Source organism: Streptomyces sp. NPDC090022, from assembly GCF_044748145.1.
In the GTDB taxonomy this organism is placed as follows: domain Bacteria; phylum Actinomycetota; class Actinomycetes; order Streptomycetales; family Streptomycetaceae; genus Streptomyces.
The window spans coordinates 1-6,988 of record NZ_JBIVFN010000052.1 but is presented as its reverse complement, the minus strand read 5'-3'; the positions used below and the strand labels follow the sequence as shown (position 1 = coordinate 6,988).

Genomic DNA, 6,988 nt, shown 5'->3' with positions numbered 1-6,988 from the left:
CTGCCGGAGTACATGGTTCCGGCGGCGGTGGTGGTCCTCGAGGAGCTGCCGCTCACGGCGAACGGGAAGCTCGACCGCAAGACCCTGCCCGCCCCGCAGCTGTCGGGTGGTGCCGGTGCCGGGCGCGGCCCTGCGAACGAGCGCGAGCGGGTGCTGTGCCAGGCGTTCGCGGAGGTCCTGGGCGTGTCCGAGGTCGGCGTCGACGACGACTTCTTCCTCCTCGGCGGCCACTCACTCCTCGCGGCCCGTCTGATCAACCGGATCCGGACGGTGCTGAACGTCGAGGTGGAGATCGCGGCGCTCTTCGACGCCCCCACGCCGGCCGGCCTCGCCGACCGACTCGAGCAGCAGACGCAGCCGGCACAGACCAGGCCGGCCCTCCGGCCCCGGCGCAACCAGGAGGAGTCCTGATGGTTCCGTTGTCATTCGCGCAGCGGCGGCTGTGGTTCATGTCCCAGCTGGAGGGGCCGAGCGCCGTCTACAACGTCCCGCTCGTGCTTCCGCTGGGAGCACGGACCGACCGGCAGGCGCTGAACGACGCGCTGCGGGACGTGATCGGCCGGCACGAGGTCCTGCGCACGGTGTTCGAGACCACCGACGGGGAACCGCACCAGCGGATCCTCAAGATCGATGACCTGGAATGGGAACTGGAGGTCGTCGAGGTCGGGTCGGCCGAGCTGCCCGCCGCGATCGAGGCCGCCGAAGGGTACGCCTTCGACCTGATGGCCGAAGTGCCGCTGCGCGCCCGACTCCTGGTCGTGTCCCCGGACGAGCAGGTGTTGGTCGTGGTGCTCCACCACATCGCCGGTGACGGCTGGTCGATGGGGCCGTTCACGCAGGACCTCATGACAGCGTACGAAGCCCGGTCCCAAGGGCGGCCGCCGATGTGGGAACCGCTGCCGGTGCAGTACGCGGACTACGCGATCTGGCAGCGCGAACTGCTCGGCGACGCGGAGGACCCGCACAGCCTGATGGGCAGGCAGCTGGGCTACTGGCGCGGCGCGCTGGAGGGCATCCCGCAGGAGCTGACCCTGCCGTTCGACCATCCGCGTCCGGCCGTGGCCTCGTACCAGGGCCACCGGGTGCGGCTGGAGCTCTCCGCGCAGACGCACGCCCGGCTCGTGGAGCTGGCACAGGCCGAGGGCGTCACGGCGTACATGGTGCTGCAGGCGGCCCTCGCCGTGCTGCTGAGCCGCCTCGGCGCGGGCACGGACATCCCGCTCGGTACGGACGTCGCCGGCCGTACCGACGAGGCGCTCGACGACCTGGTCGGCTTCTTCGTCAACACCTTGGTGCTGCGCACGGACCTGTCCGGCGACCCGACGTTCCGCGAGACCCTCGGCCGGGTGCGGGCGACGACCCTGGCCGCGTTCGGCCACCAGGAGCTGCCGTTCGAGCGACTGGTAGAGGATCTGGCCCCGGCGCGGTCGCTGTCCCGGCACCCGCTCTTCCAGGTGATGCTGACCCTGCAGAACGCTGCCAGGACCGTGCTGGACGGCGAACGGGTCGAGGTGTCGGCCTCGGCCCCCGCCCAGGCGTCGACGGCGAAGTTCGACCTGGAGGTGTCCTTCACGGAGGTCTTCGGACCGGACGGATCCCCGTCCGGAATCCGGGGTTCGGTGACGGCCGCGGCCGATCTGTTCGGCGCGGAAACGGTGCGCCTGCTGGCCGACTGCCTGGCGGGCGTGCTGGACACCCTGACGAGCGCGCCGGAGCTGCCGCTGAGCGGCGTACGGATCGTGGACGCCACGGGCGCCGAGGCGGCCTTCACGGGGCGGGCGGCGGCCACCGGCGTGGCCGTCCGCGGCCACGCGGCGGATCGTCCGACGGACCCGGCGGCCGACCGCAGGCTGGTGGCGTACGTGGTGCCCGCACCCGGCATGGAGGTCGACCCGGCGGAACTGCGCGCTTTCGTGCGGGAGCAGCTGCCGGAGTCGATGGTGCCGGCGGCGGTGGTACTGCTCGACGAGCTGCCGCTCACGGCGAACGGCAAGGTGGACACGAGCCGGCTGCCCGCGCCCCCGCAGTACCCGGCGGGCACCGGGCGCGGCCCGGCGAACGCGCGCGAGGAAGTGATGTGCGCAGCGTTCGCCGAGGTCCTCGAGCTGGAGCGGGTGGGTGCCGACGACGACTTCTTCGCCCTCGGCGGTCACTCCCTGCTGGCGATCCGGCTCGTCGAGCGGCTGCGTGCGCAGGGCGTCACCGTGCCGGTGCGGGCGCTGTTCGAGACGCCCACCCCGGCCGGGCTGGCGCTGACGGCGGGCGGCCGGCGGGTGGCCGTGCCGGAGAACCTCGTTCCGGCCGACGCCACCACGATCACGCCGGACATGCTGCCCCTGGTGGACCTCACGGCCGAGGAGCTCGCCCGGATCGTCGAGACCGTTCCCGGCGGAGCGGCGAACATCGCCGACGTGTATCCGCTCGGGCCCCTCCAGGAAGGCCTGCTCTTCCACCACCTGATGGCGGACGGCGGCGACGACGCCTACGTGCTGCCCGCGGTCCTGGAGTTCCCCTCGCGCGCCGTGCTCGACACGTTCGTGGCCGCGCTGCAGAACGTGCTGGACCGGCACGACATCTTCCGGACCTCCGTCCTGTGGGAAGGGCTGCCGGAGCCGGTCCAGGTGGTGTCGCGGCACGCCCCGATACCGGTGACGGACGTGACCCTCGCCGCGGACGGCGAGGACCTGAGCGCCGCCCTGATCGCGGCGGCGGGCCTGTCGATCGACCTGCGCCGGGCACCGCTGATCACGGTGCACCGGGCCGCCGTACCCGGTGACGACCGCTGGCTGGCGCTGGTCCGGGTGCATCACATGGTGCAGGACCACATGGCCCTGGAGCTCCTGCTCCGGGAGGTCGGTGCCTTCCTCACCGGCCGGGGCGCGGACCTCCCCGAGCCGCTGCCGTTCCGGAACTTCGTGGCGCAGGCGCGTGACGAGGCCACGCGGGCCGGTCAGCAGGCGTACTTCGCCGGACTGCTCGACGACTTCGTGGAGCCCTCGGCCCCGTTCGGGGTGATGGACGTGCACGGCGACGGTACGGAGGTGGCCCGCGCGGTGGTGCCCTTCACCCCGGAGTCCGAGCACCGACTGCGCGACGTGGCGCGTCGGCTGCGGGTGAGCGCCGCGACGGTGCTGCACGTCGCATGGGCGCGGACGGTAGCGGTGATGTCCGGCCGCGACGACGTGGTGTTCGGGACGGTGCTCTTCGGACGGATGGGTGGCGGCGCCGGGGCAGGCGCCCAGGTGCCGGGACCCTTCATCAACACGCTTCCGGTACGGGTCCGTTCGACCGACACCGGGGTGCTCACGGCCGTGTCGCAGATGCGCGGCCAGCTGGCGCGGCTGCTGGAGCACGAACACGCCGCGCTCGCGACCGCCCAGCAGGCCAGTGGTCTCGAGGGCGAGACACCGCTGTTCACCTCCTTCCTCAACTACCGCCACAATCCGGGACCGACGGCCGGGGAGCGGCCTGAGGGGCAGCAGCAGGACGGCCCGGGCATCCGGCTGCTGTACGCGCGCGAACGCACCAACTACCCGCTGGCCGTGGCCGTGGACGACCGCGGTGAGGGCCTCGGGCTGACGGTCGACGCGGTCGGTTCGATCGATCCGGAGGCGGTCGGCGTGATGGTGCGCACGGCGACCGAGCGGCTGGTCCAGGCGCTGGAGACGGCCCTGGACGGCGGCCCCGAGGTGCCGCTGAGCGCGGTGCGGGTGCTGGACGAGGCGGCTCTGCACCGGGCCGTGGAGGGGTGGAACGACACCGCGGCGACGGTCGAGCAGGCGACGCTGCCGCAGCTGTTCGAGGCGCAGGTCGCCCGGACCCCGGACGCCGACGCAGTGGTCTTCCAGGGGACGCGGGTCTCGTACCGCGAGCTGGACGGACGGGCGAACCGGCTGGCACGGCTGCTGACCGGGCGCGGTGTCGGCCCCGAGTCGGTCGTGGGCGTGGTCATGGACCGCGGGATCGACCTCGTGGTCGCACTGCTGGCCGTCATGAAGGCCGGCGGTGCCTACCTTCCGATCGATCCGGAGTACCCGGCCGAACGGATCTCCTACGTGCTCGCGGACGCGGGCGTCCCCCTGGTGGTGTCGCAGCGCGCGGTCGCGGACGCGGTGCCCGCGGGGGTGCCGACGCTGGTGATCGACGAACCCGGGATGGCCGCGGAGGCCGCCGACGTGGTGGACGTGCCACCGGGAGCGGCCGTGTCGCCGCGGAACGCGGCCTACGTGATCTACACCTCGGGGTCGACGGGTCGGCCCAAGGGCGTGGTCGTCACGCACGCCGCCCTGGTGAACCACCTCTTCGCCGCCGGGCAGCGGGTGCCGCTCGCGGCCGGTGACCGGCTGGTGGCGGTGACCACGGTGTCGTTCGACATCGCGGCCCTGGAGCTGTTCCTGCCGCTGCTGTCGGGCGCGTCGGTGGCGGTGGCCTCCCGTGACGTGGTCCGGGACCCGGCCGCCCTCACGGGGCTGGTGTTGTCCTCGGGCGCGACGGTGGTGCAGGGAGTGCCGTCGCTGTGGCGGGCACTGCTGGAGCAGAGCGGCTGGCCCGCAGGGGTACGGGCCCTGGTGGGCGGCGAGGGTCTGCCGTCGGAGCTGGCGCAGCGGTTCACCGATCGGGGGATCGCGGCCGTCAACCTGTACGGGCCCACCGAGGCCACGGTCTGGGCGACCTCGGCGGACGTCACCGGCGCGGCCGTTTCCGTGGGCCGCCCGTTCGCCAATGTGCGCGCGTACGTGCTGGACCGCCGACTGCAGCCCGTTCCCGTCGGAGTGACCGGCGAACTGTACCTGGCGGGCGCTCAGCTGGCCCGCGGCTACGCGGGCCGCGCGGGCCTGACGGCCGAGCGGTTCGTTGCCTCTCCGTTCGTGTCCGGGGAACGCCTGTACCGCACGGGGGACCTGGCCCGCCGACGTGCCGACGGGGAACTGGAATGCCTGGGCCGCGCCGACGAGCAGGTCAAGGTCCGCGGCTTCCGTGTCGAGCTGGCAGAGGTCGAGGCCGCACTGGGACAGCACGCGCTGGTGGCGCGGGCGGTGGCGGCGGTCCGCCGTGACACCTTCGGAGACGGAGTGCTGGTCGCCTACGTCGTCCCCTGCGGGGACCTCGACGTGGCCGCCCTGCGGGCGGAGCTGGGCCAGGACCTCCCGGCCTACATGGTGCCCTCCGTGTACGTCGTCCTCGACGAGCTGCCGCTGACCGCGAACGGCAAGGTCGATCGCAAGGCCCTGCCGGCGCCCGATGCCACACCCGGAACCGGCACCGGCCGCGCCCCGGCGAACGCGCGCGAGGAGATCCTCTGCGCCGCTTTCGCCGAGGTCCTCGGAGTGGAAGGCGTGGGCGTCGACGACGACTTCTTCGCACTCGGAGGCCATTCGCTGCTCGCCGTCCGGCTGATCAGCCGGCTCCACGCCCAGGGAGTGGCACTCTCCGTGCGGGCGCTGTTCGACAGCCCGACGCCCGCCGGCCTCGCCCTCTCGGCAGCGGCGAAGCGGGTGAAGGTCCCGGACAACCTGATCCCCGCGGACGCGACCGCCATCACCTCCGAGATGCTCACCCTCGTCGACCTGACCGCCGAGGAAATCGACCGCGTCGTCGCGACCGTCGCGGGCGGCGCGGCCAACGTCGCCGACGTCTACCCGCTGGCGCCGCTCCAGGAGGGCCTGCTCTTCCACCACCTGCTCGCCGACGGAGGCGACGACGCCTACGTCCAGCCGAATGTCCTGGAGTTCGGCTCCCGCGACCTGCTCGACCGGTTCGCGGCCGCCCTCCAGCAGGTGCTGGACCGCCACGACATCCTGCGCACCGGAATCGTCTGGGACGGCCTGCGCGAGCCCGTGCAGGTCGTCTGGCGGAAGGCAGCCCTCCCGGTCCGTGAGGTCTCCCTCGACCCCGGCTGCAGCGACCCCGTCACGGCGCTGGCCGAGGCCGTCGGACTGTCGATGGACCTGTCCCGGGCACCGCTGGTCGAGCTGTACACGGCCGCTGGCCCGGAGGGCCGCTGGCTCGGACTGGTGCGGGTCCACCACATGGTCCAGGACCACACCGCCCTCGAGGTCCTGCTGCGCGAGATCGCGTCCTTCCTCGGCGGCCGCGGCGACGAGCTGCCGGAGCCGCCGCCGTTCCGTGAGTTCGTGGCGCAGGCGCGCGGCGGGGTGCCCCGCGAGGAACACGAGCGCCTCTTCACCGAGTTGCTGGGCGACATCACCGAGCCGACGGCCCCGTACGGACTCACCGACGCGCGGGGAACCGGCAGCGGCACGTCGGGCGCGGCCGACGCCCTGCCGCCCGAGCTGGACGAGCGGCTGCGGACGGTCGCACGCCGACTGGGGGCCGGTGCCGCCACCCTCGTGCACGTGGCGTGGGCGCGGGTGCTCGCGGCGGTCAGCGGCCGGGACGACGTGGTGTTCGGCACCGTGCTGTTCGGCCGCATGAACGCCGGGGCCGACGCCGACCGGGTGCCCGGCCCGTTCATCAACACACTTCCGCTCCGTGTGCGGACGGGCGAGCTCGGTGTCCTGGGCGCAGTGTCCGCGATGCGGGGCCAGCTGGCCCGGCTGCTCGAGCACGAGCACGCGCCGCTCGCCGTGGCCCAGAAGGCCAGTGGCCTGCCCGGCGGCACGCCGCTGTTCACCTCACTCCTCAACTACCGCCACATCGAGGACCACGCGGACGGCATACCGGAGACGGAGGGACGGACCGGCGAGGAGACGGCCGGAATCAGGACCCTCCTCGCCAGGGAGACCACCAACTACCCGCTCGCCGTGGCCGTGAACGACAGCGGCAAGGGCATCCGGGTGACGGTGGAAGCGGTGGCACCGGTGGACCCGGTGGCGGTGGGCGCACTGCTGCGCACGGCCGTCGAGGGACTGGTGTCGGCCCTGGAGACGGCCCTGGACGGTGGCCCCGAGGCTCCGTTGGGCTCCGTGCCGGTGCTGGACGAGGCGGGTCTGCGGCGGATCGTGCACGAGTGGAATGACACGGCGGT

General features: G+C 73.2%; 2 protein-coding genes. Both read left to right on the top strand.

Translation table 11 applies throughout. The features are described 5' to 3' along the window. A partial coding sequence (locus tag ACIPXB_RS36995) for a phosphopantetheine-binding protein (protein WP_401457391.1) occupies nucleotides 1–411 on the top strand: 411 nt, incomplete at its 5' end. Next, nucleotides 411–6,988 (top strand): amino acid adenylation domain-containing protein (locus ACIPXB_RS36990; RefSeq protein ID WP_401457388.1); only part of this gene is annotated, 6,578 nt, incomplete at its 3' end. The genes ACIPXB_RS36995 and ACIPXB_RS36990, both read left to right, overlap by 1 nt.